Below are 26,821 nucleotides of genomic sequence, written 5' to 3'. Positions count from 1 at the left end.
GTCCCCTACTGGCTTTTAAGATAAACGCTAGGCTTAGTGCGACACACCACCCACGCAGGATACAAACCAGCCAATAACGCTGTGCCCACCGCAATACTTGGGGTGATAATCCACATACTTGCCGATAACTGGGTTAACCCCTTCGCGACCTCAAACTGGGCCGATAACCCATAAAGCGAAGCATAGGCCCAAGCCAGTCCCAGCAAACCACCGAATAAACCAATCATGCCCACTTCAACCATATATTGAGCGAAGATTTGACCTCGGCTAGCGCCAATGGCGCGGCGTACACCCACTTCGGGCGCGCGCTTGAGAAACTTGGTCAGCATCAAACCTAATATATTGACTAAACAAACACTTAAAAACAGAACACTCAAACCGACCAAGATTTTATTGTCTTCTGGCACCACATGATTGTATTCAAGCCAAGTTGCCACATCGGATACTTTGACTGAATCAGCGGCAGATTTATTATCCGTAAAACGGCCTAGGGCTTTTTGTTCCGCCACATAATTGCTGAGCCAAGAACGGTAACTGGCTACTGCGTCTTTATTGGGCAACTCAACCCAATAGAGCAACCACACTTTTTCAGAGTGAAGGCGATCGCTGTAGCTATTCATCGGCTCAAACTTCCAACCCGAAGTGTTACCCCATATATCAAACTCTTCGATAGGCGTCAGCGAAAACGGCACAAAAATTTGTTCCGTGTCGTTAAAGGCGCCGTTAGTGGGATCATAATATTTAGGCTTAGGATCCCAGGATTTAATTACTCCAACCACTTGATAAGGTTTACGATTAAGATAAACCACTTTGCCAACACTGTTTTGACCCGCAAACAACTTTTGATTGAGTTTATCGTTAATCACCACTTGATAAGCAGGCTCAGTGTCCACCGATTTATCCCACGCATTACCGTATAAAAATGGCACGTCAAACAGCTTAAAAAAGTCACTGTCCGTCACCCGAATGCTTTCTAAAATAGGCGCAAAATTAACATCGTCCGTTTGCACTGCCATCCCAGTGCGAAACATCGCAGCTTGGCGTTTAGGTAAGGTATTGTTGCGCAGATTCATCGCGTCTTGGTAAGTCACTAATGAGTTTAACTCATCCCAAGAATCGGGACCTTGGCTCCAAAGCTGTACCGCATTTAACTCGTCAGAACGTTCACCCGCAGGGTTAAACGACATCATCTTATACACGTTTAAGGTAGTGATAGTGATACCGATACCAATGGAAATCGCCAACACCATCAACATTGACAACACTGGGGTTTTCTTAATGCTGCGCCACGCTAAATCAACATAATAAAAAAACATAATGCGTATCCTTAGTCTGCGTTAGCGACAAGTTTGTCTAGTGGATCTGTCGTCGCAATTTGTGCGCTGCCACGGGGCTGATACATCGTAAAATCACACACTTGGCCATCGACAATTTGAATATTGCGTTGGGCGCGACGAGCGAGTTCAGGATCGTGCGTCACCATAATGATGGTCGTGCCCGCTTGGTTGATATTTTCAAGTAATTCCATCACTTGACGGGCCATTAGGCTGTCGAGGTTTCCTGTGGGTTCGTCGGCGAGCAGGAAGCGTGGCTTACCCGCCAATGCCCGAGCTATCGCCACCCTTTGTTGCTGTCCGCCCGACAACTGCGTAGGTAAATGCTTGAGGCGTGAAGCTAGGCCCACTTGCTCTAATGCCTCTTGTACGCGGCGTTGACGCTCCTTGGCATTAAAGCCACGGTAGCGCAGCGGCACTTCAATATTCTCAGCTAAGTTAAGATCGGGAATTAAATTAAAACCTTGGAAAATAAAGCCAATTTTCTCATTACGGACAGTAGCGCTCTTGTTATCGCTCAAGTTAGACACGTTAATCCCATCGAGAAAATAATCACCATGGGTAAAGCCTTCGAGTAAACCTGCGATATTTAAAAAGGTGGTTTTACCTGAGCCTGAAGGACCCGTTACCGCGACAAATTCGCCTTCGTTCACCTCGAGGTTAAAATCGCGCAGGGCGTGGGTTTCAACGAGATCCGTTTTAAAAACCTTGCTCACATTCTTCATTGATAACATATTAGTTTCCTTTAATAATCAGTGTTCTCTGCGCGTAAACAACTCGATAAAACGCGATGTATATTTATTTTTCAATTAAGCTATGGCATCACAGAGTCAGCCGAAAAAGGGCTGAACAACACAATCTAAAAACCATACAAAGGCTTGGATCATCAAATCCGTAGATGCAACCGACACCTCACCCACCTGATGTACATCCTCCAAGGGATCAATCCATTCCAACAGATTAAGCCCAAGAAAAAACCAACTATTGGCCTCACCGATACTTAGCTCAACGGCAATCACTAACAATGCTAATGCCAAAACTCCAAACACTTTAGATGACATCAACACGCTAATATTTAAGGGGTTATGTCGCATATCTGGCTCCTATTTAATGCATGGCGCTGTACTTTTATTGCTCACCTAAGGGACTCAACTGATTAGGGATGCCTTGTTTCGCATGATTCAGTTCATTCTTACCTGCTCAGCACGATTAAAGGGATCGAGGCTTGAGATCACCCACTCATCTCCCGCTTTACCGCCATCCAGAACTTCCACTTGGCTCAGGCTCGTACTACCCAGTTTTATCGCACGGCGGGTCGCTAAATCGCCTTCGACTTGATAAGTTTCCTCCCCGCCACCGCTGGTCATAAAGGCGCCGCGTTTTACCATCAGTACATTGGGTCTGTGCTCTAATAACACTCGGGCCGAGATACGTTGATTCTGACGCAGTTTCAGGCTGTCATTTTGATCAAATTGCACCCTTGCGGTCACTTCACGGTTACGCACTTCAGGGGAAATCGACGATAACTTGCCCATTAACTTAATACTGCCAAAACTCAACTCGACTTCCATACCTAAACCTAAATCGTCGGCATAGCTTTCTGGCACGGCCAACTCAGCTTCATAGGCGCTTAAATCCACGACGGTTAAAATCGGTTGGTTGGCACTAAGACGGGTTTTCTGCTCGGTGATCCAGTTGCCGATAATCCCATTAACGGGTGCGACAATATTCAAGGCTTCGACTTGGCGTTCTAGTTCACGCACCGCGAGGGTTTGACGTTCAACTTCGAGGGCTTTATTTTTTACCTCAAAAGTTAAGGTATCTTTCGTTAACGCGACTTCTTGCTCGGCATGTTTAAACTTCAGCTTGGCTTTGTGTAAATCATCTTTGCCCTTTTCATAATCAATCTGGCCAATAAGTTGGCTTTGAATCAGCAGCTCACCTCGACGACTTTCTCGCTCGGCCGCCTCAAGATCGACCGTAGCCATATCTAAGGTTTGATAAGCTTGTAATTGATCGCGTCTCGCATCTAACTTAGCGCGCTCTAACGCACTTTCCATGCCCGCTAATACGGATTTGGCTTGCTCTAGCTGATTAGTGAGTCTTGGACTATCGAGTTTGGCAACCACATCGCCCTTATTGACTGTATCGCCAGGATTACTCAGTAGGGTCACTGTACCTTCTTCGGTGCTATACAAAATCGGCGCATTGGCCGCCACAATTTTACCTGTGGTCGCCACATCGCGGGTTAAGGTTCCCACATAAAGTGTTGCCGTGGTGATATCGCTACGGCTTAAGGATTTGCTAACACTATCAGAGCCTAAACTTGCCCACACTAAGGCGCTAACTAATAAGGCGCAGCCGCTAATTAACAGAGGTAATTTAAGACGTTTAGTGGTGGATGGCACAAGTACTGTATCTTGGCCGCTAGTATCTTTAATCATGGCTTTACTCGCTTCCCTGTTGGAATCATCAGTGCCGGAACGCATCAACGGACACTATTGGAAATCTCTACCCTAGAGTTAGCAAAGCCTATGCCAAACAAGTAAAATCATTTACTTTCATAATCTTAATAAAAAATCGCAGATAAAAGTGTCCGCGGACACTGGGGCTTTTATTTAAAAGTGTCCGCAGCAGTGAAATGAAAAGTGTCCGATTGAGGAAAGCGGTTCCTAGAATCTAAAACCTAAAGCCTAGGACCTATACCCAAACAACCTGAAGATGCAGGATTCAGCGGGAATTTAACGCACTTTAGGCAAGGCGGTTATTTGCAGACCTAGCGGGCTAAGTTAAAAATAACCAACGCAGCATAAAGTACGTTAAAACCCGCCGGGACGGAGCGCCTAGGGCACTCCACTTCCGTGTTGCATCAATTTAAAAGGTGGCCGACATTCTGTCATTGATGCGCCTTGAATTGAAGCACCCTAGGCGCTCTGAAACTCGTATCTTCAGGTAGCTTGGGTATAAATTTATTAACCGAAAAATCCGAGTTTCCCTTTACAGTAAAATCCTTGCCACATAAGATCCCGCCACCCTCGCAGCAAAAACGATCAAAAGAAAACCCTATGACTACAATAACAATCACTCGCCCAGACGACTGGCATATTCATTTAAGAGACGGCGCCCAACTTAAAGATACAGTGCGCGACATCAGCCGCTATATGGGCCGCGCCATCGTCATGCCAAACTTAGTGCCCCCCGCTATCGATACCGAAACCGCACTGGCCTATTACGATCGCATTAAAGCGCAGGTGCCAGCGGGCTCACAGTTCGAACCTTTGATGGTGTTGTATTTAACCGACAAAACCAGCCCTGATGAAATCCGCAGGGCCAAAGCCTCGGGTAAAATTGTTGCCGCTAAACTCTACCCAGCGGGCGCAACGACTAACTCAGATTCCGGCGTGACCGATGTGAAAAACATCTATCCCGTACTCCAAGCCATGCAAGAAGTCGGCATGCTGTTTTTAGTCCACGGTGAAGTCACAGATTCAGCCATTGATATTTTCGACCGCGAGCGCGTCTTCATCGAAAATACCTTAAGTAAAATTGTCGCCGATTTCCCAGCGCTTAAAATCGTGCTTGAGCATATCACCACCAAAAATGCAGTCGATTTTGTCACTCAAGCCTCTGATAATGTGGCCGCGACTATCACAGCCCACCATTTGCTGTATAACCGTAATCACATGCTGGCAGGCGGTATTCGTCCGCATTTTTATTGCCTGCCGATTTTAAAACGCAACACCCACCAGCAGGCGTTGTTAGGTGCAGCGGCAAGCGGCAGCAAGAAGTTTTTCCTCGGTACAGATTCAGCGCCACACGCCAAGGATAAGAAAGAAGCAGCCTGTGGCTGCGCGGGTTCCTACACGGCTCATGCCGCCATTGAGCTGTATGCCGAAGCATTTGAGTCGGTCAATGCGCTGGATAAACTCGAAGCGTTTGCAAGCTTTAACGGCCCAGATTTTTATAATCTTCCACGCAATAGCGATACCATCACGCTGGTCAAAAAGTCATGGGATGTCCCTGCCACTTACCCGCTTGGCGATACTAACGTAGTGCCTATTCGTGCTGGAGAAGCCATTGATTGGCAAGTTGAGTAAGCCTTAAGTCTTTAAAATCAAGTCGCCTACGGGCGACTTTTTATGTATACCCAAGCTACCTGAAGAGTCGAGTTTCATCTTCAGGTCGCTTGGAGATATCAGTTGATTTTGATTTTTAATTCACAATCGGCTAGTGTCTTTGCCTTTAGAATACGGCCCTTACTTATCACCTTTTAAGAGAAAATCAGTATGCCCACAAGGATGTTATTCTCCGTTTTATCTTCAAGCCTATTGCTGAGCGCCACGATCTCTTTGCCGACCTTTGCGGCCAATGAATTAACGGGGATCTGGCAGGGACAGTTAGGTAAAAGCAAAGTCAGAGTTTGTTTTAATCAATATGGAACAGGCAGTTATTACTATCAACGCTACTTAACGCCGATAAGACTCGAGCAGCAAGATGAACTGTGGAAAGAAGAAGGCAATACCGGAAATTGGCAGTTTGATAGTGTCACGCCACAAAAACTGAGCGGCCATTGGTTTAAAGATACCGCGAGTAAATCGTTACCAGTGCAACTTGAGCGAGAAATCAGCCCAGATAAGGTCGAGGATTGTGGTGCCGATGCTTACAATCTACCGCTAGAAACCACGCCAAAACTCAGCCGAGGTAAATGGCAAAGCTACGAAAATATTGAGTATCGCCCGCTGACTTTTGGCACAGATGTAGGTATCGAATTTAAAGGCCCACAAACGGGTATCTTGGCAATTAATCAATGGCTTGAACATAAGCTCACCGATGAAGCCCAACTAGCACAAACCTTTGACACTCGCCGCAGAATGCTGGCACAAATGGGCAGTTTTGTAACTGACGAAACCTTTGCCGAACCGATTTTTATGAATCAACATTGGCTCAGTGTGCGCCTATATCGCTGGGCCGCAGGTTATGGCGCCAATGGTATCAGCCAAGAATTTGTGAGTTTCTCCCTTACCGACGGCAAACCTTTCCACCCGTGGCAATGGTTTCTCGCCGATACGCAACCACAAAGCATGCTCGAGGGTATGAGTCATCCTTTACCTCCTGCATTAAGGGACAAATTGTTTGCTGGCAAAGCACCGGACGCAGAATGCCCCACATCAGACGGCTCGGGATATTACCAGCTCACCCTTGAGCCAAAGGGTATCAAATTCTGGGAAACGCCCCGCGGCGATGGCTGTGAAAATGAGTTTATCCTAAGCCCGCAAGAAGCCATGCCCTATGCCACCCAATGGGGACAAACACAACTTAAGCTATTGGAATAGTGTACTTAACTGAGAAAATATTAGAGGGCAAGCAAGCTATCATGGCAATGATAGTGAGTGCGATGAGAGTTGCGCAATGATAGTAGCGCGACGACAAGCACTCTTTCCCTCCCGACACAGCAATCCATTTCGAGCTAATTCATTTCAGTAAGGATGAACCGATTGAAGTGATAGTGGTGTTTAAGGTTAATAATGGGCTTATTCAAGCCATCTGGAGTTTTGCAACTAACTGAAAAGTGTTACGCCTATCCCAAATTGAGTTTAGGCACATTATGTTAGTGTGATATCAACGCATTCTGTGAGATCTGCGACTGTCCCTCTGTCGCAAAATATCTTAGGGTAAGTAGCAATAACCAAAAGGGTGAAAACACACCACACGCCCTTTCTTTAGCCACTTTGCCCAACAATAGGAATTGCTGATGTCTGATAACGAAAAAGCCTTTTACGACCGTGCCTCTGAGTTGATAAAACTCGCGAACAAGCAAAACCAGAGCACCGAAATCCAAACTGGTGAGGTCAGCGCTTCTTTTATGTGGGCCGTCGCCCGCTATAACGCTTGGTTTGGTTCCACCAGCTTTGAAAGCAAAGAGCAAATGCAGGCCAAAAAGCAGGAAATGATGGACTATTATATGGAGCGCTATAAAGAGATGCTCGACGTCAATCTGGAAGATTATATCGAGAATTTCGACCACTACCGCGCAACGCAGAAGTAATGACTTCCCCCACTCCGAGAATCAAGATTCTCGGAGTGTTTAGTTTACAAATCTAAGCCTTCATTATCCAAACTGTATTAGGTTAGCTTTGGTATTGGCTGCCTAGGTAATAGACTTATAACTATTAAGCCTAGCTGACCAACGTCGTGGAGCTTCACCCTGATTTGTTAATCAAGAATCGACCAAGAGGGAATTAACAGCAACTCCCTCTTTAAGAGAGTGATTAGTTCTTTATTTTTGTATGCATAGAATTAATCACTTTCATTCCAGTGACACGCCATAAACTCATCCTTGAGGGCTCGACGGCGGCATCCATGCCGCCAACGGTCACTTACATGCAAGTGCTTAATTTCGTCAACACTTGAGTAGTCTGTAGCTAAATGACTCATATCTCCGTAAACACCTTAGTAACCAGTCTCATACTCCAATAAAAATCACCTAACGGCTCAGAATGTGCCCCCGAGCCTACGCCATCTTCCATGATGTCGCCACGTAATTTTTATCAATATATTTCAACAACTTAGCAGAGAATAGCGTATTCCTGTAGTGCAAGGTGATTACAGCTCATCTTAATAATCAGAAGGAGTTGCACCAGAACCGTCTTTTTGCAAAGCTAGGTTGTCGAGTTCTATGAGTAAATTCATAGTCTTTCTTATTAAATAGCCAAGTTTAATATACCACTACAAATGGAGTTGCAAATTGCCGAACTCGGATACAGAAAACCAGCAAGTAATATCGTGTGTGGCTGATGCCATTAAATTAGCAAAGACAGAAACTTCAAATAACTCTAAGAAATGGTGGTTTAGGGGACAATCTAACGCCCGCCACAATCTTGTACCTAGTTTATTTAGGCCAATAGACGGAAAATACTATGATGAGAACATGCTCATCGATGAGTTTGTAAGGATGCATCCAGAAGCAAGAGAACGTCATACCGATGTTTTAGAGCTTCTTACTTATGCCCAACACTATGGCTTACCGACAAGACTTCTCGATTGGACGGAAAATGTATTAGTTGCTCTTTATTTTGCGTGCTCAACAGAAAATAACCTTGATGGTAAACTCTTTTTTTACCCGATTTTGTAGACGATATATTTGATTTCGATTATTAAAACTTTGATTTTGGTAAAATATTCCTTACTAAATTAATAGAATATAATGATGCAGATGACTTTGAAAATATATTTAAACAGGCCGCATCTTCCATCCGCGAAGATCATCTTAATTTTTTAAATGACCAGATTTTATTTAATGAATTACGTTTTGATGATTTTTTAGCATTAGAGAGAAAGTATCACGGTCCATTATCGAATAAAGGAGTTAATTTAATTTTTAACACCGAAGGCAGTGGAACAGGCCGTTTAATAAAACATGCTGGATTCATGTACACACCAAAACGCCTTAACAAACGATTAGTCACACAACAAGGTTGCTTTACCTGCCATACAGGTAAAATATTGTATAACCAACAATATGTTAAAGTTAACGATGAATTTGATAAATTTTCACATTCCTTCATTATCCCAGCTAAGTTCAAGGAAGATATATTAAATGAACTTAAATATTGCGGAATATACGAAGCAACTTTATTTCCTGAACTTGAATATCAAACGAAACATATTAAAAGCTATTCACTGTTTGAACAAAGGTGGTAATTCTAGCTAAATAACACTTTACAACGTTCTAAATTAAGAAACTGAACTTATAGAACTTTTATGCCTTAATAATGTACCAATAACACCAGAGCCTAAGGAATACACCATCCCCTCGGAGTTGCCGCAGGCGAATAGGCAAATTGCGTGAGTCCAGCCATGGATGGCTGGCTAGCTTTCGCAGGTGCAGGGACGCATCCTTCGGAAGCGATAGCAAATTTGACAATGGGCACAAGGGGCTTTCAACTCCGTTAGGGGCGTCATGGAGCATCCAAGGAGGATAGGACGAGCAGTCCTCCTTGGTCGGGTGTGGGGTGAAGCTCCACGACTTTGACTTTGACTTTGACTTTGACTTTAGAAATACATCAAATCAACTATCAGACATACACAGGGATTAACCAAATTAAGCACTATCATGGAAGTGACCGTCCGTGGCATGGTCGCTTATTCACATCCATGTGATCGCGACATTAGTATGTCCTATACAGCAGATGCCACGTTCGAGCATACATGGACGACTATTTTAAAACCAAAGTCGGCGTGTCACTGGAATGATAGTGCTTAATGGATATGCGGAATTAAAGCTCCACCAATATTTACAAACGCACGAAGGATTAAGTTGGCATCCCAACTAAACTGCGGACAAAACTGAGTATTCATGATCTCACGCTGCGGTAGATTGCATTAACTCACCAAAAGATTTTTTGTTTACGAAAAAGTCTTAACCAAACATATCCTCATTGATCAAAATAAGCTGAAAGAGCAAAATGCGCCTCTTGAAGCCGTATGCCAATTCGACTAATGCTCCTGTGTCTATGGCAAAATTAAATGTGTTGATTATGTGAAGGTAGGTGCAATGGATAGCTCAATATTAGTTTTTGATTCAGGTTCAGGTGGACTGACTGTCGCGGCCGAAATAAAAAAGAGAATCCCCAACATACGGCTGAGTTACGTCTCTGACGCTGGCTTTTTCCCGTACGGAAAAAAGCCGCACGATATACTTAAAAAGCGAATTTTAGACGTTATATCCAAAGCAAGCTCACTGACTCAACCCGATATCATCGTTATCGCCTGCAATACAGCGAGTACCATTGCGCTAGACTTACTTCGTGCTGAACTCAATATACCTATTGTCGGCGTTGTCCCTGCGATAAAACCTGCCGCTTCGTTATCAAAATCAAAGGTAGTGATGGTACTTGGCACTCACACCACGGTGAACTCAGCTTATGTGAAGATGCTGATCACTAATTTCGCCACAGAATGTAAGGTTTTAGTAGAAGACTCTGAAGCGCTGGTTCTCGCCTCAGAGCAAAAACTTCTCGGCAATGGGTTTGATCCCGACATTGTAACCCAGGAGATTCAGCGTATTTTTAGCAAACCCGATGCGTTTAATACCGATGTATTAGTGCTGGCTTGTACTCACTTTCCACTTATCAATGCAGAAATCAAAAATGCCCTTCCCCACCACGTTACCGTCATTGATTCTGGATTAGCCATTGCTAATCGAACGCACTCATTGTTGAAAATCGAGCACCAAACGTGTAGCCCGATACTCGATCCAGAAATAACGTTTTACACCACTGGGAATGTAGATTCAGAACAAGCGAAACAAAGCAAAATTGAAGCACTGCTTCAGTGCTCCATTAAATTTAAGCAGCTGTTATTGTAATATTTTTAGCTCATTTTTTTTTAACCCGTTGTCAAAGAAATCTAAATGATTACCCTAAAAGACACCCGCGAAATAAATGCTATATCGCATCGCTGATTGTTAAATGTTGGATCTTAACAGGCCGCTATTGCGGCCTTTTTTGTATCAGCCACTTCCTGAAGTGCTTGTCTTCGCATAAAATTCGGCCCGTTTACTGGTGCGCATGAGGCGCAAGTTATCGGTATAAAAGGTGTAGTTAAATGGAACTTTCGATTCGCAGTTTATTCACTGCAGCGGGCATGGTGTTGTTATCCTCTTTAATGGTTATTCCTGCGGCAAGCGCTGCGGGCAAAGCCGTCCATCCCACTGTCGATTTACCGAATGGCCAATGGCTTAATTTCCACCAAAAAGACAATCAAGTATGGAGCGAAATGTCCGACGGCGATGCGCCCGGCGTACATCTTGATGATTATGGTGCGGCTGAAATTGTGGCCGTTTTTTACTATGACTTTGATAAGGGTGGCGACAAAGAAGTCGTGGTCATGCTTAAAGATGCTGATGGTCAGCATTTACGGGGTTATGGTTTTGAGGATTCAAAGCTCACTAAACTGCCACGCCTACAAGTGGTGCTGGATGAAGTCGCCCCGACGTTATCGTCTTTTACCGTCAGCGACACCCGCAAAGTGTTAAACCAAATTCCACCGCAGCAATATCGCATGACCTATGATGTTGAGGCGATTGAAGATCCCGCCATTAAAGCGATTATCGATGGCTCAACCAAGCTCAAACCAACCTTAATCGGCTATCGCAATGCTAAAGGTTTACCTGCCGATGTGAAAACCGCAGACGAATATAAGTTACGTTATCCCCTCACCCGCAAAGATAAAGATGCCCAAGGCCGCGAGCATCAATACAGTTTAGTGACTCACTTTTATCGCAATGATTTTCGCGAACAACAGGGCAGTTTTGTGTTGGTGAGCGTTGCCTTTGAAGCCGATGATGTAGACTGGCTAAACAGCGGTGAGGGTGAGATCCCAAAAACGGGCCCAGCTTATGATTACATGAATCTCGGTGGATCTTGGGCTGGACTTGCGCTTGAAAGTCATTATGCCCAAGGTGTGCTCGATGGCCCCTATATCGCCTACGATAACCGTAATGCCAATATCATGTTGAATGGTCAGTACAAACAAGGCAAAAAAGTCGGTAAATGGATGGAGGCTGACGGCCAAGCAAGCTATTGGGAAGGTGAATATCTTGACGGTAAAAAGCAAGGTAAATGGATTGCACAGTCCATGTTCGATGAGGCAGATAACTACGGTTTTGCCCATTACAATCAAGGAGTGCTCGATGGCCCCTATGAAATCTATGAGCCCGAATATGGCGCAGACACAGGAGATAAGCGATTGTCTGAAAAAGGCATTTATCGCAACGGCGTCAAAGACGGTGAATGGCTTGAGAGCAATGGCAATAAAGGTCACTATCAAAACGGCATTAAACATGGCCCTTGGGTAGATAAAGTCTCGCTTGGCGAATACCGCAACTATGTGGGTCAGGGGGCTTACCTTGATGGCAAGCGCACTGGCCCTTGGGTATTTAAAACTGACAAGAAGTCACGGATCGAAGTGACTTATCTCAATGGGTTACGCGAAGGTGAAGAAAAACTAATCAGCGATGAAAATGTGCTCTTTGCCAATAAGTATTATAAACAGGGCCTGCTCGATGGTCAGAGTATTTGGTACTCAGCACAGGATGTCGTTAGCGGCATTAGGCACTATCGCAAAGGTGAGTACCATGGCATGCAGGCTATTTTTGATCCTAACCACAATCATAGGCTTATGGAGTTAAGTCATTATGAATATGACGAAACCCTGCCAGTCAAACCCTCTCAGGACGAGTGCATTATGCGAGAAAACCCCTATAGCAATGACTGTAAGGATATAGTGAATTCCTCCTATAGAAATACGCCATCGCTAAAGCACGGAGAGCAATATTATTATGATAGTAAAGGAAAATTATATAAATTTTCTGACTACCATCATGGCAATCTCATCAGAGAATTTGAATTCGATGGAGAGGGGCGTGTCCAAAAGTTACAAAATAATGAACAGGGGCAAGACAGTCAAATCAGCATCCGCTATAAGAAGGATGGCGGTTATTCACTGTCCAACTACAGCGACAATGAGCAACGTGGCTGGACATATGAAATCGATAACAATGGTCGGTTGCAATCCCTGAAGTATTACCACGATGGTGAAAAAAAGGGCTTTAGCCTCCGCTATAACCCAGATGGTAGTTATTCATTTACTGAAAAGTAAACAAGGAAAAGACGGCCCTAAATTTCTGTAAGAACCCACAATAAAAAGATCGGGTATAGCTTTATATAGGCGGTATATAGCCGGCACAGTAAAACCCGTGCATAGACTGATATGGTTATCGCCACGATTAACCACAATCAACACTAACAGCCAAACCCAATAGTGAAAAAATCCTAATGCTAAAAGCCCTTTAGCATTAGGATTGAAAGGATTTTAGACTATCAAGTCACTGATAATAAATACATTAATAAGCTAGCCCGTTAATACGTTTATGAAAGTTACAGCGGCATTCTGTACTCAATAACGCCCGGTTTTTCACCAATCCAGTTATAGAGTTTTTGCGCGGTTAAATTTGTTTCCTGTGTATGCCAGTACAGGCGCGCGCAGTTGTGTTCAATGGCCGCTTGCTTTACATACTCAATCAATTGTTTTCCAACATGTTGCCCCCTTGCCGTTGGGGCAACAAACAAGTCTTCAAGATAACAATAATCCGTTTCGGCCCAAGTAGAACGATGGAAAACATAGTGCACAAAACCGAGTAAGTTTTGGCCCTCTCTTGCGACGGCGCAATAAATGGGTTCTTGGTCATCGAAAAATCGGCGCCACGTGGCTTGGGTGGTCGCTTCTGATAACGCCACTTTGTAAAAAGTCTGGTAATCACGCCAGTGTGGTAACCAGAGTGAATAGTCCGTTTCTTGAACCATATCAATGGTCACTGTTAGTGATTGGCTGGACATTAGTGTACTCCTTGAAATTAAGTAAATGGTCTCAGTTTTACTGAAGCAAGATTCTAGATTCAATTGTGGTACCGCATAAGGTACACTTTTTGCATTTTCTACAGTACCAGTTAGCAAATGAAAAAACCTCAATCCAATTTCCCTCACTTGCAACTCAAAGATGGCATCCTCAAAGATCAGCTTTATCATGCGTTTAGAGAGGCCATTCTTGATGGACGTTTACATCCTAGAATGAAGCTCCCATCCAGCAGAGCCTTGTCGGAAACCATGCAGATTTCACGTAACTCAGTACTGCAAGGGTTTGAGCGCCTGATTGATGAAGGCTATCTGCTGACTAAACCGGGATCGGGCACTTATGTGTCAGATACCATCCCCGATGAACTGATCGATATTCCCAACAGCTCCCGAGAAAGTGCTCAAGCCTTTGATTCCAATGTAGACATTAATCCACAGTTAATAGAAATGGCGCGACTGAAAGCGAAGGGAAATACGGACCACAGCCATAGCATGCTTAATATTGGCGTCGGATGTGTCGATCTTTTCCCACACCAACTTTGGGGACGGCTGTTAGGCCGAGTTTGGCGGCAATCGCGTAAAACCTTAGGTAAATCAAACCATAGCGCGGGGTATTTGCCGTTGCGTGAGGCGATAAGTGACTATGCGCGTTCGACCCGCGGCCTCAATTGCACACCTGAGCAGATCATCATAGTCAATGGAACTCAGCAGGCCATTAACCTCACGGCGCAAGTCCTCCTCCAACAGGGAGATGAAGTCTGGCTTGATGAACCTGGATATGATGGCGCTTTAGGCGCATTTCTCTCACAAAATATGCGAGTTCGTCCTGTGAGTGTTGATGTTGAGGGTACAAATATTGCCGATGCGATACAGCGGTATCCTGCAGTGAAACTGGCTTTTACCGCGCCCTCACACCAATTTCCCCTCGGTGGCATGCTAAGTCTGCCACGACGATTGGCCTTACTCGATTGGGCCGCTGAGCAGAGTAAATGGATTTTAGAGGATGACTATAACGGTGAGTTTCGTTACAGCGCCCGCCCAATACAGGCATTACAAGGGCTCGATAAATACCAAAGGGTGATTTATGCAGGCACCTTTTCCAAGATGCTACTGCCCGAATTGCGACTCGGCTTTTTAGTAGTGCCCTCTAAACTGGTACAGGCTTTCCAGCTAGCAAAGCACTACGCCGATACGCACACGGCTCACCTAGAGCAAGCAACATTAGCGCTGTTTATCGCCGAAGGACATTATGCGCGGCATGTTCGCCGAGTGCGAAAAGCCTGCTTAGCGCGCCAAACGGCGCTAATCGCGGCAATTGAGCAGTATCTGCCTGACAAATTGTCCGTTCAAACCTCAGACTCAGGTATTCATCTGGTCTGTTGGCTAAAGGGCGATTTGACCGAAGAAAAAGTGATCAATAAATGCCGCCAACTCAGTTTAGGTGCACAGCCTTTGTCTCGATATTGCCAAGCGCCCTATCCAAAGCAAGCAATCTTACTGGGCTATGCCGCTCATACGCCTGATGAGCTGCGGGAAAGTATCAAAAAACTGGCGCAGATCCTTTAATATCCAAGCTTAAAAAGCCTGAAAGAAAATCCCGAAAGCACTGAAGATGGCAACAAACCATGTGAGGGATCTTAAGGTGCCTTTGTTGGCAAGATAGAGGATGTGATACACAAAGCGGGCGCCGACATGGACGATGGCGAGCCACTCAGTGGTGGGATTCACTTTGCCCGTGGCGATAACCACTAATACGGCTAGGCCAAACACCAGCAATGATTCAAAGGCATTTTGATGTCCCGCTAAAGCGCGAGCGCCAAAACCGGTTAGCTGTGCTTGCTGAGCACGGGGATGATTATTATCGTAACCACCCGCCTTTGCCATAGCCCAAGCCACTGGACCTTTCGCAAGATATGGCAATAACATAGCGATAAATAAGCAAATAAGTAGGGTGTTCATGGGTGTGCTTCCTTTTTTATAATGCTTGAGCTTTTATACAAATTGGCCAGCAAAATTCACCAGATTATGCGCTAAGATGGGGAAAACTAAGCTCCCCGTTCTTTCCCTTAACCACAGTAAAATCAAGCCATAAAAGCCAGTTAATGACATCGACATCAGAGAGAAATGAAATTCGCCAGCGTTATACATAAGACCATGAATAAGACCGAATAACAGCACTAATAGCAATCCAGCGACATTTATTTGCGCACCCAACAGGTTTATTCGACTCGATACTATGGCTAACGAGACAATATAGAGCAGTACGCCTCGAAACATAGGTTCTTCATCAAGCCCTGGCATTGTCGCCTGGTACCAAAGTTCTTCAGCATCATAATCTGGGCCATTACCCAGAGTGTAAGACAAGAGTAATTGCAGCACGATAAAAAACATAATCACAACAAGGGAGGGAATAACGGCGCCGCGATGTTGCTTAAACGTAAAACCTGCCTCGGCAATTTTAAATTGTTTCTGACTTAAACATAATGCGAATAATGCCAGCACCCAAAGTAGGATTGCTGCAATTTTACCGCCCCAATTCCATTGTAAATCAGTAAAATAATCATTCAATGGGATCCATTTCCCACCATTAAAAAGCGCAACGCCATAAAGAAAGATCAGTGCCAGCGCCACCATAATCCATACAAAATTAATTTTAACTATGCCTTTACGCTCAAGCACAAATGCTATTAGAGCGACAATAGCGACATTAATCATTATCGAAATCAATAAATCCAAAATATTCTCTCCTTAGTTTTGTTATTGATCATTCTTCATTGGTTCAGAAATTGTGTTCCGTTAGCGGGCGTTAAATACTTAGCCCAGTCGCCTGAGCGGTAATATTAAGCAAATAGGCAAGTCGTGGATGACGCGTAGATAGAAGAGTGCAACTCATTCACTAAGTGCACTCATCTGAGTTAACCACCTAGATATTTCGAGAAGAAATCTAAACTGCGTGACCAAGCAAATTCGGCGGTCGTTTTATCATACCTTGCGGTGGAATCATTATGAAAACCGTGGTTCACCTTGGGGTAAAGGTAAGCAACATAATCGGCTTTATTGGCTTTTAGCTGCGCTTCATATTCTGCCCAAGTGTCATTAATCCGCTGATCAAGCTCAGCAAACTGCAGCATTAACGGCCCTTTTACACGGCTACGCAGTTCGGGTGCGGCGGGCGTACCGTAGAAAGAAACACCAGCATTAAGATCATCTGGAATGGTGGCGGCTAACATATTGACGATATAGCCACCAAAACAAAAACCCACAGCGCCGAGTTTGCCACTACTTTGGGGGTGGGACTTTAAAAAGAGTGCAGCGGCAATAAAATCTTGCTCCATTTTGGCGCGATCCAAATTGCTTTGCATCGCACGGCCCGTATCGTCATTGCCCGGGTAACCACCGAGGGAGTAGAGCGCATCGGGAGCGAAAGCAATATAGCCTTGCGCCGCTAAACGGCGGGCAACATCTTCAATATAAGGATTAAGACCACGATTTTCATGCACCACAAGTACCACAGGGGCTTTTTTATCGGTGTCGTAAATCAATGTTTCAGCAGGTTTACCATCCACTTCAATCTTAAGCAGGCTGCTAGGTACCACCAAATAACCGCGCCCCTCACCATAGCCATTTGGAGAAGGAAATTTTACATAGCTGGCTTTAATACTGGGATCATTAAAGGAAACTTGTTCGGCTAAGGCATAGTTAGGCAGCAATGCGCTGGTAAGGCTTGTCAGGGTAAAACCGAGCGCCACCAGCCCAGCAAGACGAGCCATAAACTCACGACGATCGATAATACCGTGGGCATATTCGTCATACCAATCGAAGGCTTCTTGTGGAATAGGTTGTTGTGGATTAGTTGTAATCGCACTAGATTGGCTAGCGGTGGGGTGAGGCTGCGTTGGTCGCTGTGTCATAGATAAAACTCCATTAAACAAGCTAACCGCAGGTATTGATCTTACCTAGCTTGTGGTTCTTAGTGTTAATAAAGAGTAAAGGATTAAACACAACGAAGGCAAGCGTATCGAGATAAGGGCTGTTAGCCAGTAAGCACCATAAACTGCTATCGCAAAATTTATGGGATGAGGAGGTTTAGCTCTCGAGTATTTCAAAACACTGCCTAAGCAGCATAAAAGGCAAGACAATAGCGTTAAACCTCACGGTAAAGCTTAACGAGATAATAAATATCAATTAAAACAATAAAAAAGTTAACTAGAGCAACGGGGTAGGCATCAATTGCCACCCCATAAGCGACAAATAATGCCGCGCCAATAAGATTCCACCAGCGCAGCTTTTTGATATTCGACATCATCAATGAGATAGCAACCACAACCGATGCTAGATAACCTACCCATTCCCAAATTGTGGCGCTCTCCATAGAAACTCCTAATCTCGCTGCAGTTATATCCTTGAATAAGTGTCCTTACATCATAGCTTGCTCGCAAGAATTAGGCATATAAACACACGTGTTTAACAGGATTAAAGAAGCACTCTTAGCGTTTTACCACCGCCGCCGTCATACGAGAGATACAAGTTAACTCACCTGCACTGTTGTGAATTAAAATTTCCCAGACAGAGCTACGTTTTCCTAAATGAATTGGCTTAGCGGTAGCGGTTAACAATCCATTACGAGAAGCCCTAAGATGGTTAGCGTTAATCTCTTGCCCCACACAATAATATTGCTCAAAATCCACTGCAAAATTAGCCGCATAGCTGGCAACCGTTTCAGCAAGTGCCACATTTGCGCCACCGTGCACTATCCCTAATGGATTATGGACTGCGGGTGTTGCAGGCATCGTTGCCTTTAAGTAGTCATCACCGATTTCACTTATCTCAATCTCTAGGGTTTGCATCAAGGTGCCTTTCCCCCCCATGCCAGCATCTAAACGAGTGCAATCTTCTAAGGTGATAGGTCTAAACCAAATACTCATTTCAACATCCTAGTGAAAAAAACCAGTAGCTAGTTTACTGTGAAGTGAATGAAGTTCAACTGATTAACAAATACCACATACGCAAAAAAACGTAAGGAAAAAACCTTGAGTGAACCTTGCAGTTATAACCCTCCAACACGAAAGCATTCAGAAGCACATAAAAAAGGGATGGTTATCCATCCCTTTGTTTGAGTTTAACTCACTGATTATACTTGCTCATTATCGCCTAAACTGAACGGCGACGGCGTTGTAATCCGAATAACGATACTAAAGCCAAAGCTAAGTAACCTAGCGCGCCACCATCATGCTTAGGCTGAGGCGCGGGTTCTGGTTCCGGCGTTGGAGGCACAACTGGCGCTGGATAGCTTAAGGCGATAATCACAGGATCATGATCCGATGCTGAAAAGGCATTTTCAGATTTAGCTAAATTACCTGAATATTTCTTACCGTATTCAAACAGGTTAGATTCAACTGAGTTAATATGCCAATCTTCAATATCCACTAAGCGTTTAGCGAGGCTTGTATTGGCTAAGGCGTGGTCTAAATTACCTAATTCACCATTGTAACTATAAGAGTAAGTCGCCACGCCGTGGGCTTGGGTATTTAAGTTGATAAGACCATAGCCCTTATCAATCTTACTCCCTTGACGCTCATACACCTTACCACCCAGAGTGGTCCATGAAGCTGTGACTATGTCACGCTCTGATTTACTGGCATCAAAATCGGTCAGCACACGGATAGGATCTTCCATACCGTAAGCATTCATATCGCCGATAACCAGTAAATCGCCTTTCACATCTTTTAACGCTTCACCTAATACTTTGGCCGCAGAAACACGGAAAGCGTTACATTTCCCCTGTTGATCGGCAGGATCGACAGATTCTTCAAAATTAACCCAATCTTCTAAACAGCCCGAACCTTTTGATTTTAGATGATTCACCACCACAGTTAATGGTTCATTATGGATCTTAAAGGTTTGCGCTAAGCTGTGGCGTTGATAAGCATCGTTACCTGGGTTTGTCTCAGTCTTATCCGCTTTAGTGCGAGTCACGCTACCAGCCGTTGCATGTTGCTCTGGTGTCTCGATAACGCGAGCAGCCCCTTCTAGAGTGACTTTACCCGCACGATAAAGCATACCCACAGTAATGGCATCGCTACCAAAATACTTACCATCGTACTTATCAGCATCAGCCAATTCGATAAAACTATAAGCATTATCCGCTGTTTGCTTCTCGTTCAGTGCGTCGACTAAGTTTTTAAGTGCGCTCTTCTCACCAAAACCGTTATTAGCAATTTCCATTAACCCGACGATATCGGCATTCATGGCAGTAATTGCACTCACGATTTTTGTACGTTGTAACAGCATTTCTTCTTCAGTTAGCGCGCCACGGTTACTGCCTGAAGGATTTGTATCACCACCCACAACATCATTAAAGAAGTTTAAGACGTTGAAACTGGCTACGCGGATATCCCCTTTTGTTGCCACACTTGGTGCGTCAGTTCTATCGTCACCACGGATAAAATCACCTGCGGTAATGGTGTTAGTGGCAACTAATCGATAAGCCCCATAGCTATAGCCAATGACACCTTGCAAATTAGTCAGTTGATCGCCTACACGGATATAACCTGTTTCCACGTTAAAATCAGGGAAATATGGGATCACGCCATTAGCGGGTTTATAATCCGACTCGATAAAAAGCTGATTGTCGAGGTTTGATTTCGCCAGTGCTATTGCTTCAGGGGAAAGTGCTGGATATAGCTGTGTTGGTTTCATTAAAGGTGCTTTATATGAAACTAACATATTGTTACGGCTACTCGCATAGTCAAAGCTGAAGGTACGGCTGATCTTAAGATCGCTACCCGCATCTAAAACCACATTCATGCCTTCGTAACGCTCTAAGGCTTGAGCCAGTGTTTCACCATCGGCAACATAGAAAGGTGCCGCAGCAGGGATACCGACCTTAGCACCAACCTCAAATTTTTTATCCGCTTTGATATCGATTTGGGTTAAGCCAAAATACTCTTTAACCTTACCTTGCACACAGACTTCAACCCCTGGTTGGATTGCTTCTGGTGCCGCTTCGCCGAGGAAGACAAATACACCATCAGAGGTATAGGGTGAGTTATCGCCTTTAATTTCTTGAAGATAGAAACCTTTAAATAAACTTTCACCACGGGCAGTAACAACACCACGTACTGTCACTTCAGTTTCAGATTCAAATGCCCCAGCAGGCACAAGTGGACTCGACTCACCCGCGCCTTGTACTTGATAAATAGGCACAATTTTAGCGCCACTGCAGCTAAACACCGGAGCTTCAGGTTCTGCGGGTTTTTCTAAGGATCCTAAACCGGTAAAAGTATCTTTGGGTAAGAGTTCCCATTGCGCGGCATTAAATACGGTATTGGCAACGAGGGCATCGAGTTTACGTTGTAGTGTAACATCAAGCCCCCACCCCGTTGGCGTTGGCACATCGCCAATAATATCGACAACGGCGCCATCTTTCATTAAAGCAACCGCATCACCACCATTAAAGCTTAAACTACCAGAGAAGCTATCAACGCCTTGAGCAACAGTAATAGTACCGCTAGTATTTAAAATAACTTTTGTCGATTTTGCCGCAATGGTTTGACCATCTAAGGCCACCATATCGGTTGCATCAGTTGCACCATCTTTATAACGAACCAGTTTATAACCTGCCAAATCAATCGCAGTATCACCGCTGTTATAAATTTCAATCGCCTTATTATTAGAGCTACCTTCTACATACTCTGTAATCATCACTTCAGCACTTGCCATCATAGGCAAAGCGGCTGCAACAGCTAAAGAAATAGCCGTTAATTTATTAACATTATCCATATTATCAACCCCATTATTATAATATTGCCGCTAACTTCTATTAACGTGCTGGCGGATTATTTCAGAGTTGACGGCGTAAAAAAAGGGGGCGAGATCGCACATTGCCAATGTAACATATTGATGAATATGCAATTATACACATGACATTGTTCATTAGATGGAACAAGCTAATAAATCAAAAGTATTAGCCAAATAAAAACAATCAGTAAGAGCAATACATATAGACTCAATTTAGATTGTTAAATGACTAAATTATCACCAACAGGTAAATATTATATTTCAATGAAAACTTCCAGAACGCCATACTCAATAAAATATAAAGAACGTATCTCCTTAAAATACGAATACTTTAATTAAAGCTAAAAAAGCTGATGACTTTATTAAAGTCAATAGGATAAAAAAATACCGCTCAGTGAGGAGCGGTATTTTTCATGTGCACAATAAGAGCACTTATTAAAACACTAAGAGATGTAATCTATTACTTCTTAGCGGGCTCAGCAGCAGGTGCTGCTTGCGCTTTCTCAATTGATTTCAGTTCAACTTCAAAAATGAGCGTTGAATTGGGTGGAATAGTGCCATTATCACGCTCACCGTAAGCTAACTCAGCAGGGATAACAAACTTATACTTAGCACCAACAGGCATTAATTGAAGCCCTTCAGTCCAACCGGGAATAACGCGATCCAGTGGGAACTTAATCGTTTGGCCACGCTTGTATGAGCTATCAAACTCTTTACCGTCGAGCAGTGTACCTACATAGTCCACTTCAACGGTATCTTCAGCAGCCGGTTTTTCACCTGAACCCGGCGTCAAGACTTCGTATTGTAAGCCTGATTCAGTGGTAACAACTCCGGGCTTAGCCTTGTTTTCTTCAAGGTACTTTTTACCCTCTTCGATATTTTTCGCAGAAATCGCTATCGCTTGTTCCTGACGTTTATCATTCAACTTTTTATCCAAACCTTGCAGAAGGGTTTGCATCTCTTCTTCTGTTAGCTTGAGTTGGTCGTTCAAACCATTCGTAAAACCAGTGACGATCAGAGAGCGATCAACGGGTAGGCCTAATTCTTCTTGCTCTTTAATATGGCCTGACATGTAACGACCGATGGAAGCGCCTACACTGTAAGCTTCTTTTTGAGCTTCTGTCGTTAATTCAACATTTGTGCCTACGTCTGTTGCTTTTTCTTCTTTATTACAAGCAGATAGGCCAATCACAGCCAATGCAACTAACGATAATTTATAAATCGATTTCATTAAAGCTTCCTCAGCATCCTCAAGCGGTTACAATAACCTAAGCGCGATAACTTTATACTAGTTATCTTGGTTATACCAACTAGATTCTTTATGGGTTAATAGTGATTAATCTCACTTTCTCGAGACTAGAGACACCGACTTTAGGAGCAAGTTCATGAAGAAAATTCTACTGCTGGTTCTTTGCACAACTTTTCTGACTGCTTGTCAGCCTAAAGCTGAAGATATTCAAGTGCTCACTACTGATTCAAGTTATAGCGCCAGTCTGTCAAACAATGGCAAATTTGCCCTAGTCGCCACCCAAAATAATGGTGTGCAATGCTGGGATCTCACCAGCCACACCTTAAGGTATCAGTGGATACATGGTGATATTAATACAGGGGTAACAAGTACGGCGATATCACCTAATGGACTTTATGGGGCATCATTAAGCCGAGATTCAGTTGCATTATGGACAATAGCCGACGGAAAATCATTCGGTTGGTGGTCATTACCCTCATCGGGAGAAAGTGTCGCTGTCGCAGATAATGGCGCCCTACTGATAGGATTAAACGATGGCAGTGTTATGTCGCTTAATGCTAACAAAACTGCACTGATTAAATTTCTTGGGCATACCGAAAGGGTCAACAGTGTTGCACTCTCTGCCGATGGTCGTATAGCCTTGACGGGGTCAAATGATATGCAGGCCATACTATGGCAGGCACAAACCGGACAACCTATCCACACTTGGGATATTGGCAGTCGAGTGACTAAGGTGGCACTGAACGACAGTGGCAGCTTAAGCTTTACCAATGGCAGTACTAATGAAGCAAAAATATGGGACAATGCAAGCGGTAAGCTTTTAAATCAATTAAAGATTAACCGTCGACAAATGACCTTTTCAGCGGTACGTTTTACTCAGCAAGACAGCCAGTTGTTAACGGGAACTCCCGCCCGTGAAGTCATACTCTGGCAACGAGATACGGGCAAGCAAATTGGTAAATGGCAAGTTGCGCTCACTAAAAACAGCCAAACACGTGGAGCCGTTGTATACTCTGTGGCAATTCGAGATACCAATAAAGTCGTTAGTATCAGTAGCCAAGGCTTAGTCGAGACTTGGCAACAATAGAGGTTAGTCATGCAAGGCGTACAAGAACAGATTGAAGAGCTACAAACTAAATTGGCTTTTCAGGAACTCACCGTCGAAGAATTAAACCAAGAAGTGATAAAACTCAATAGACTGGTGGCCTATCAACAGCATCAAATTCAACTGTTGGTGGGTAAATTACAAGCAATGGAACCGAGTAATATTGCGACGCAAGCAGAAGAAACGCCACCACCACACTATTAATGTTCACCCAATTTGTTCACCCTAAATAGCAAACGAATATCCAGGGATATGCGATGTTTAGAGATGAGAAGTTAAAAGAGATGTCTGCCCCGCTCCCAATAGCGCAGTATGGCGAAGCCATATTAAGGCAGACCGCCATCGAAGTCCGTCAATTCGACGCCAAACTGACTCACTTAGCCGAACAAATGTCAGCCAGTATGATGGCCGCTAAAGGTGTGGGTATCGCGGCGCCTCAGGTGCATAGTCCGCTGGCGATGTTTATTATGGCTTCTCGTCCCAATGCTCGTTATCCAGACGCCCCTCATATGGCGCCTGTCGTCGTTGTTAATCCACAAATCCTAAACGTATCGGATGAACTCAACGCAGGGGAAGAAGGCTGTTTATCGGTTCCAGAACAACGGTTTATCATACCAAGACATGACAGAATTGAAGTACGCTATCAAAATTTACAGGGTGAATGGCAACAGGCGGTACTTTCGGGATTTATTGCGCGGATTTTTCAGCACGAATTTGACCATTTGCAGGGAATAACCTTGCTTGAGCGCTCACATATACCCATAGACTCAAAATACACAGTAACGGAAGGTAATGCTCAATAATGAAACCCACCTTCAGCACATCTTTCATTAAGCCTGTCATCACATCCATATTTGCAATCAGTTTTGCGCTGGGTGTAAGTGGCTGCGCCTACAACAGTATTTTTATTAACTATCCATCGCAAATCGCGCCGATAAAACAAGAACTCAATAGCGCAACACCGATGGCGGACATCAATAAACTCGCGAGTAATATTCAAGGTAACGACGGCTTACTCTACGCCCAAGAAGCAGGCCGAGTCGCACAAGTTGCAGGAGATTTTGCCAATAGTAAAAAATATTATCAGCAAGCCATCAGTGCCTATACCGCCTTCGATGATAAAGCCAAAATTAGTGCTAGTGACTTAGGTGCAACAGCCAGTAGCTTAGTCTTAAACGACAATGCCATCCCCTACCGAGGACCGGGTTATGAGCGCATTATGCTCCATCAATATCAAGCCCTTAACTATTTGTTCAGTGGTGATTTTCAAGGTGCGTTAGTCGAAGTTCGTCGCAGTAATGAGCTACAAGGCTCTGAACAAGAACGCTATGAAAAATCACAAAAATCGGTACAGGCTATGGCTAATGGTACTGTGGATGCCGAGGTCAATCGCCTTGGGCAAGCAGCAGGCACTATCACAAGCTCCTTCTTAAACGCCTACAGTTATTACACTACAGGTGTGCTTCACGAAGTCTTAGGTGAACCCAACGATGCCTTTATTGATTACCGAAAAGCGGCGCAAATTACCCCTGATAATACCTATTTACAACAGGATTTAGTTCGCCTCGCCAAACAACTTGGTATGCCACAATACGATGAATTTAAACGACGTTGGGGTGAAGCAACTTTACCTAAGCCGAACGAAGGGCAAGTTATCCTTATGGTTGAGCGCGGTTTTGTCCCCGAAAAGCAAGCGCTTACTGTGCCATTTACCATACATGGCAACTGGCAAACCGTATCACTTGCAACCTATGGCCCAAACAATACTTTTGTACCAGAGACGCAAATTCAGGGTTTGGGTACAGTGCTAAAAACGGAACCCATTGCCAATATTGATGCCTTAGCCATCACTGCACTAAAAGAAGATTTACCTGCAACACTTGTGCGTCAAGTCGCCCGTGTCTATGCAAAATCAGAAATGGCCTATCAGATAGAAAAAAGTGGTCGACCAGGGAATAATGCCGCCGATATTGGCAGCATAGCGATGCAAATCTTTAACGTAGTAACGGAACAAGCGGACCGTCGCAGTTGGTTGACGCTCCCTAAACAAGCACAAATCGGCAGGCGTTATCTCAATGCAGGGGAATACACTTTGCAATTAGATAAGGCGCCGCCAGCTAAAATTGACATTGCAGCAGGCAAAACCACCTTAGTCTGGGCAATTGATACTGGTAATTACACTCGAATTTATTCAATAATCATTTAACCTAGCGGTGAAGACTTTTGGATAAAACGAGTGTCATTAAGTTTATACAATCACAAAATGGAACTGACTATGAAACAATTTAAACTGATTTTTGTGCTGGCTGCCGTAATGGGCCTGGCTGCATGTCAATCTAAAGTCGAATATGGCGATGCGACTGAAGTTGAAACCGTCAACGCAAACTTTGGCTCAACCGATCTTCAGGCTATTGCAGCTAAAATGGTCGATAGCATGATGACTTTCCCTCCTATCGTGGCAATTACGGCTAATAACCGCCCGATTTTATTTGTTGATAGCATCAAAAACAAAACGTCTGAACATATTGATACTGAGTCAGTTACAGACTCTATCAGCAACAAATTACTGCGTTCTGGCAAGTTCCGCTTTATCGATATGACTAAAGTTGACTCCGTTCGCAAACAGTTGGACTACCAAAACAATACTGGCATGGTTGATCCATCTACAGCTATTAAATTCGGTCGCCAAATTGGTGCTCAATACATGCTGTACGGCAATCTATCTAGCATAGTGAAGCAAGATGGCAGCACCAAAGATGTTTACTATAAAATGACCATGCGTTTAATGGATTTAGAAACAGGGCTGATTGAATGGTCTGACGAAAAAGAAATCCGTAAAACGAAATCTAAGTCTTTCTTAGGTATGTAATTATCACGCTGAATACCCAGCAGTAATTAACATTCATACAAAAGCCAGCAT

Annotated in this window: 24 protein-coding genes; 12 read left to right on the top strand and 12 right to left on the bottom strand. The window is 44.1% G+C overall.

What is annotated here, in order from left to right:
• Positions 1-5: 5 nt before the first annotated feature.
• The 4 genes from SPUTW3181_RS04920 to SPUTW3181_RS04905 form a co-directional block, all read right to left on the bottom strand.
• Entirely contained in the window at positions 6-1,316 is a 1,311-nt protein-coding gene (locus SPUTW3181_RS04920; protein ID WP_011788333.1) for an ABC transporter permease, read from the bottom strand.
• A gap of 11 nt (positions 1,317-1,327) precedes the next feature.
• Positions 1,328-2,068: an ABC transporter ATP-binding protein gene (locus SPUTW3181_RS04915; protein WP_011788332.1), complete on the bottom strand. Its 741-nt coding sequence runs from the start codon at positions 2,066-2,068 to the stop codon at positions 1,328-1,330.
• 96 nt (positions 2,069-2,164) lie between these two features.
• A complete protein-coding gene (locus tag SPUTW3181_RS04910; RefSeq protein WP_011788331.1) occupies positions 2,165-2,428 on the bottom strand; it encodes a hypothetical protein in 264 nt (87 codons plus the stop codon).
• 87 nt (positions 2,429-2,515) lie between these two features.
• Positions 2,516-3,778: an efflux RND transporter periplasmic adaptor subunit gene (locus tag SPUTW3181_RS04905; protein ID WP_014611178.1), complete on the bottom strand. Its 1,263-nt coding sequence runs from the start codon at positions 3,776-3,778 to the stop codon at positions 2,516-2,518.
• Between the two features lie 621 nt (positions 3,779-4,399).
• Between SPUTW3181_RS04905 and pyrC the strand changes: the two genes are divergently transcribed.
• The 6 genes from pyrC (at position 4,400) to SPUTW3181_RS04875 (ending at position 12,995) form a co-directional block, all read left to right on the top strand.
• Positions 4,400-5,431 carry a dihydroorotase gene (gene pyrC, locus SPUTW3181_RS04900; protein WP_011788329.1) on the top strand — a complete coding sequence of 344 codons (1,032 nt, stop codon included), beginning with the start codon at positions 4,400-4,402 and terminating at the stop codon, positions 5,429-5,431.
• Between the two features lie 189 nt (positions 5,432-5,620).
• The gene (locus SPUTW3181_RS04895; RefSeq protein ID WP_011788328.1) at positions 5,621-6,667 is read left to right on the top strand and encodes a hypothetical protein; all 1,047 of its coding nucleotides are present in this window, start codon (positions 5,621-5,623) and stop codon (positions 6,665-6,667) included.
• A gap of 419 nt (positions 6,668-7,086) precedes the next feature.
• Complete coding sequence (locus tag SPUTW3181_RS04890; RefSeq protein WP_011788327.1) at positions 7,087-7,380, top strand: DUF3144 domain-containing protein; 294 nt, start codon at positions 7,087-7,089, stop codon at positions 7,378-7,380.
• A gap of 741 nt (positions 7,381-8,121) precedes the next feature.
• Entirely contained in the window at positions 8,122-8,466 is a 345-nt protein-coding gene (locus tag SPUTW3181_RS22075; RefSeq protein WP_227498143.1) for an FRG domain-containing protein, read from the top strand.
• Positions 8,467-9,888: 1,422 nt separating this feature from the next.
• Positions 9,889-10,701: a glutamate racemase gene (gene murI / locus SPUTW3181_RS04880; RefSeq protein WP_011788325.1), complete on the top strand. Its 813-nt coding sequence runs from the start codon at positions 9,889-9,891 to the stop codon at positions 10,699-10,701.
• 239 nt (positions 10,702-10,940) lie between these two features.
• On the top strand, positions 10,941-12,995 hold the full coding sequence (locus SPUTW3181_RS04875; RefSeq protein ID WP_011788324.1) for a toxin-antitoxin system YwqK family antitoxin: 2,055 nt from the start codon (positions 10,941-10,943) through the stop codon (positions 12,993-12,995).
• A gap of 278 nt (positions 12,996-13,273) precedes the next feature.
• On the opposite strand, the gene SPUTW3181_RS04870 is transcribed toward SPUTW3181_RS04875, so the two are convergent.
• Positions 13,274-13,732, bottom strand: a complete 459-nt coding sequence (locus SPUTW3181_RS04870; RefSeq protein ID WP_011788323.1) for a GNAT family N-acetyltransferase — start codon at positions 13,730-13,732, stop codon at positions 13,274-13,276.
• A 117-nt stretch (positions 13,733-13,849) separates the two neighbouring features.
• On the opposite strand from SPUTW3181_RS04870, the gene SPUTW3181_RS04865 reads away from it, so the two are divergent.
• Positions 13,850-15,313 (top strand): PLP-dependent aminotransferase family protein, encoded by a 1,464-nt coding sequence (locus SPUTW3181_RS04865; protein WP_011788322.1) that lies wholly within the window; start codon positions 13,850-13,852, stop codon positions 15,311-15,313.
• A gap of 9 nt (positions 15,314-15,322) precedes the next feature.
• On the opposite strand, the gene SPUTW3181_RS04860 is transcribed toward SPUTW3181_RS04865, so the two are convergent.
• The 7 genes from SPUTW3181_RS04860 to fkpA all read right to left on the bottom strand — a co-directional run bounded on the left by SPUTW3181_RS04860 (position 15,323) and on the right by fkpA (position 22,778).
• Positions 15,323-15,706 carry an MAPEG family protein gene (locus SPUTW3181_RS04860; RefSeq protein WP_011788321.1) on the bottom strand — a complete coding sequence of 128 codons (384 nt, stop codon included), beginning with the start codon at positions 15,704-15,706 and terminating at the stop codon, positions 15,323-15,325.
• Between the two features lie 33 nt (positions 15,707-15,739).
• Positions 15,740-16,483, bottom strand: coding sequence for a type II CAAX prenyl endopeptidase Rce1 family protein (locus SPUTW3181_RS04855; protein WP_227498142.1), 744 nt, complete (start codon positions 16,481-16,483; stop codon positions 15,740-15,742).
• Positions 16,484-16,662: 179 nt separating this feature from the next.
• Entirely contained in the window at positions 16,663-17,658 is a 996-nt protein-coding gene (locus SPUTW3181_RS04850) for a dienelactone hydrolase family protein (protein WP_011788319.1), read from the bottom strand.
• Between the two features lie 233 nt (positions 17,659-17,891).
• Positions 17,892-18,119 carry a YgjV family protein gene (locus SPUTW3181_RS04845; protein WP_011788318.1) on the bottom strand — a complete coding sequence of 76 codons (228 nt, stop codon included), beginning with the start codon at positions 18,117-18,119 and terminating at the stop codon, positions 17,892-17,894.
• Between the two features lie 115 nt (positions 18,120-18,234).
• Positions 18,235-18,672 carry a PaaI family thioesterase gene (locus tag SPUTW3181_RS04840; protein WP_011788317.1) on the bottom strand — a complete coding sequence of 146 codons (438 nt, stop codon included), beginning with the start codon at positions 18,670-18,672 and terminating at the stop codon, positions 18,235-18,237.
• Positions 18,673-18,898: 226 nt separating this feature from the next.
• Complete coding sequence (exeM, locus tag SPUTW3181_RS04835; protein WP_011788316.1) at positions 18,899-21,529, bottom strand: extracellular exonuclease ExeM; 2,631 nt, start codon at positions 21,527-21,529, stop codon at positions 18,899-18,901.
• Between the two features lie 478 nt (positions 21,530-22,007).
• The gene (gene fkpA, locus SPUTW3181_RS04830) at positions 22,008-22,778 is read right to left on the bottom strand and encodes an FKBP-type peptidyl-prolyl cis-trans isomerase (protein WP_011788315.1); all 771 of its coding nucleotides are present in this window, start codon (positions 22,776-22,778) and stop codon (positions 22,008-22,010) included.
• 154 nt (positions 22,779-22,932) lie between these two features.
• Here fkpA and SPUTW3181_RS04825 point away from each other — a divergent pair, with 154 nt between their 5' ends.
• From SPUTW3181_RS04825 to lpoB, 5 genes are all read left to right on the top strand, one after another.
• Positions 22,933-23,883, top strand: coding sequence for a WD40 repeat domain-containing protein (locus SPUTW3181_RS04825; RefSeq protein ID WP_011788314.1), 951 nt, complete (start codon positions 22,933-22,935; stop codon positions 23,881-23,883).
• Between the two features lie 9 nt (positions 23,884-23,892).
• Positions 23,893-24,105, top strand: coding sequence for a SlyX family protein (locus SPUTW3181_RS04820; RefSeq protein ID WP_011788313.1), 213 nt, complete (start codon positions 23,893-23,895; stop codon positions 24,103-24,105).
• 53 nt (positions 24,106-24,158) lie between these two features.
• The gene (gene def, locus SPUTW3181_RS04815) at positions 24,159-24,704 is read left to right on the top strand and encodes a peptide deformylase (RefSeq protein WP_011788312.1); all 546 of its coding nucleotides are present in this window, start codon (positions 24,159-24,161) and stop codon (positions 24,702-24,704) included.
• Entirely contained in the window at positions 24,704-26,107 is a 1,404-nt protein-coding gene (locus SPUTW3181_RS04810) for a COG3014 family protein (RefSeq protein ID WP_011788311.1), read from the top strand. Before def ends, SPUTW3181_RS04810 begins: the two co-directional genes overlap by 1 nt.
• A 69-nt stretch (positions 26,108-26,176) precedes the next feature.
• Positions 26,177-26,770 carry a penicillin-binding protein activator LpoB gene (lpoB, locus tag SPUTW3181_RS04805; protein WP_014611191.1) on the top strand — a complete coding sequence of 198 codons (594 nt, stop codon included), beginning with the start codon at positions 26,177-26,179 and terminating at the stop codon, positions 26,768-26,770.
• The last annotated feature ends 51 nt before the right edge of the window (positions 26,771-26,821 follow it).

It is taken from the genome of Shewanella sp. W3-18-1, from assembly GCF_000015185.1.
Lineage (GTDB): Bacteria > Pseudomonadota > Gammaproteobacteria > Enterobacterales > Shewanellaceae > Shewanella > Shewanella putrefaciens.
Note: the sequence above shows the minus strand (reverse complement) of the source record. Positions and strands in the feature narration are given on the sequence as shown.

Excerpts from the sequence above, each read along its gene's own strand:
- SPUTW3181_RS04905 (WP_014611178.1), bottom strand. The coding sequence starts at position 3,778 with ATGATTAAAGATACTAGCGGCCAAGATACAGTACTTGTGCCATCCACC.
- lpoB (WP_014611191.1), top strand. The coding sequence starts at position 26,177 with ATGAAACAATTTAAACTGATTTTTGTGCTGGCTGCCGTAATGGGCCTG.
- SPUTW3181_RS04895 (WP_011788328.1), top strand. The coding sequence starts at position 5,621 with ATGCCCACAAGGATGTTATTCTCCGTTTTATCTTCAAGCCTATTGCTG.
- SPUTW3181_RS04890 (WP_011788327.1), top strand. The coding sequence starts at position 7,087 with ATGTCTGATAACGAAAAAGCCTTTTACGACCGTGCCTCTGAGTTGATA.
- SPUTW3181_RS04870 (WP_011788323.1), bottom strand. The coding sequence starts at position 13,732 with ATGTCCAGCCAATCACTAACAGTGACCATTGATATGGTTCAAGAAACG.
- SPUTW3181_RS04810 (WP_011788311.1), top strand. The coding sequence starts at position 24,704 with ATGAAACCCACCTTCAGCACATCTTTCATTAAGCCTGTCATCACATCC.
- SPUTW3181_RS04845 (WP_011788318.1), bottom strand. The coding sequence starts at position 18,119 with ATGGAGAGCGCCACAATTTGGGAATGGGTAGGTTATCTAGCATCGGTT.
- SPUTW3181_RS04920 (WP_011788333.1), bottom strand. The coding sequence starts at position 1,316 with ATGTTTTTTTATTATGTTGATTTAGCGTGGCGCAGCATTAAGAAAACC.
- SPUTW3181_RS04865 (WP_011788322.1), top strand. The coding sequence starts at position 13,850 with ATGAAAAAACCTCAATCCAATTTCCCTCACTTGCAACTCAAAGATGGC.
- fkpA (WP_011788315.1), bottom strand. The coding sequence starts at position 22,778 with ATGAAATCGATTTATAAATTATCGTTAGTTGCATTGGCTGTGATTGGC.
- SPUTW3181_RS04840 (WP_011788317.1), bottom strand. The coding sequence starts at position 18,672 with ATGAGTATTTGGTTTAGACCTATCACCTTAGAAGATTGCACTCGTTTA.
- def (WP_011788312.1), top strand. The coding sequence starts at position 24,159 with ATGTTTAGAGATGAGAAGTTAAAAGAGATGTCTGCCCCGCTCCCAATA.
- murI (WP_011788325.1), top strand. The coding sequence starts at position 9,889 with ATGGATAGCTCAATATTAGTTTTTGATTCAGGTTCAGGTGGACTGACT.
- SPUTW3181_RS04825 (WP_011788314.1), top strand. The coding sequence starts at position 22,933 with ATGAAGAAAATTCTACTGCTGGTTCTTTGCACAACTTTTCTGACTGCT.
- SPUTW3181_RS04860 (WP_011788321.1), bottom strand. The coding sequence starts at position 15,706 with ATGAACACCCTACTTATTTGCTTATTTATCGCTATGTTATTGCCATAT.
- exeM (WP_011788316.1), bottom strand. The coding sequence starts at position 21,529 with ATGGATAATGTTAATAAATTAACGGCTATTTCTTTAGCTGTTGCAGCC.
- SPUTW3181_RS04875 (WP_011788324.1), top strand. The coding sequence starts at position 10,941 with ATGGAACTTTCGATTCGCAGTTTATTCACTGCAGCGGGCATGGTGTTG.
- SPUTW3181_RS04915 (WP_011788332.1), bottom strand. The coding sequence starts at position 2,068 with ATGTTATCAATGAAGAATGTGAGCAAGGTTTTTAAAACGGATCTCGTT.
- SPUTW3181_RS04910 (WP_011788331.1), bottom strand. The coding sequence starts at position 2,428 with ATGCGACATAACCCCTTAAATATTAGCGTGTTGATGTCATCTAAAGTG.
- SPUTW3181_RS04820 (WP_011788313.1), top strand. The coding sequence starts at position 23,893 with ATGCAAGGCGTACAAGAACAGATTGAAGAGCTACAAACTAAATTGGCT.
- pyrC (WP_011788329.1), top strand. The coding sequence starts at position 4,400 with ATGACTACAATAACAATCACTCGCCCAGACGACTGGCATATTCATTTA.
- SPUTW3181_RS04850 (WP_011788319.1), bottom strand. The coding sequence starts at position 17,658 with ATGACACAGCGACCAACGCAGCCTCACCCCACCGCTAGCCAATCTAGT.